The organism is Hufsiella arboris, assembly GCF_009834875.1.
In the GTDB taxonomy this organism is placed as follows: Bacteria; Bacteroidota; Bacteroidia; order Sphingobacteriales; family Sphingobacteriaceae; genus Hufsiella_A; species Hufsiella_A arboris.
This window is the reverse complement of the sequence record NZ_WVHT01000052.1, coordinates 1-306: the sequence shown is the minus strand read 5'-3', so window position 1 is coordinate 306 and position 306 is coordinate 1. Positions and strand designations below refer to the sequence as shown.

At 53.6% G+C, this 306-nt stretch carries 1 protein-coding gene; it reads left to right on the top strand.

Annotated features, from left to right (window positions below; genetic code table 11):
- The coding region (locus GS399_RS20595) for a Calx-beta domain-containing protein (RefSeq protein ID WP_160846545.1) at nt 1-306 on the top strand (306 nt) is incomplete at both ends.

Sequence of the window (306 nt, the reverse complement as noted above, 5' to 3'; positions counted from 1 at the left end):
GAGATTACGCTGAGCGCTTCGGTATCGACAGCTATTACGGTGACTTACAGCACGGCCAACGGCACAGCGACAGCAGGATCAGACTATACGGCTGCTTCAGGCAGTGTGACGTTTGCAGCCAATTCGCCGGCAGGGACTAAGAAAACAATTGATGTTGCCATCACAGACGATAACGTGGTAGAAAGCTCGGAAGACTTCACGATGAGCCTGGGCACGGTATCGGGCGGACCGGTAACCATCGGTACAGCTACGGCTACAGCAACTATTACAGACAACGATGTCTCCGTAGTGACAGTGGCAGCGACT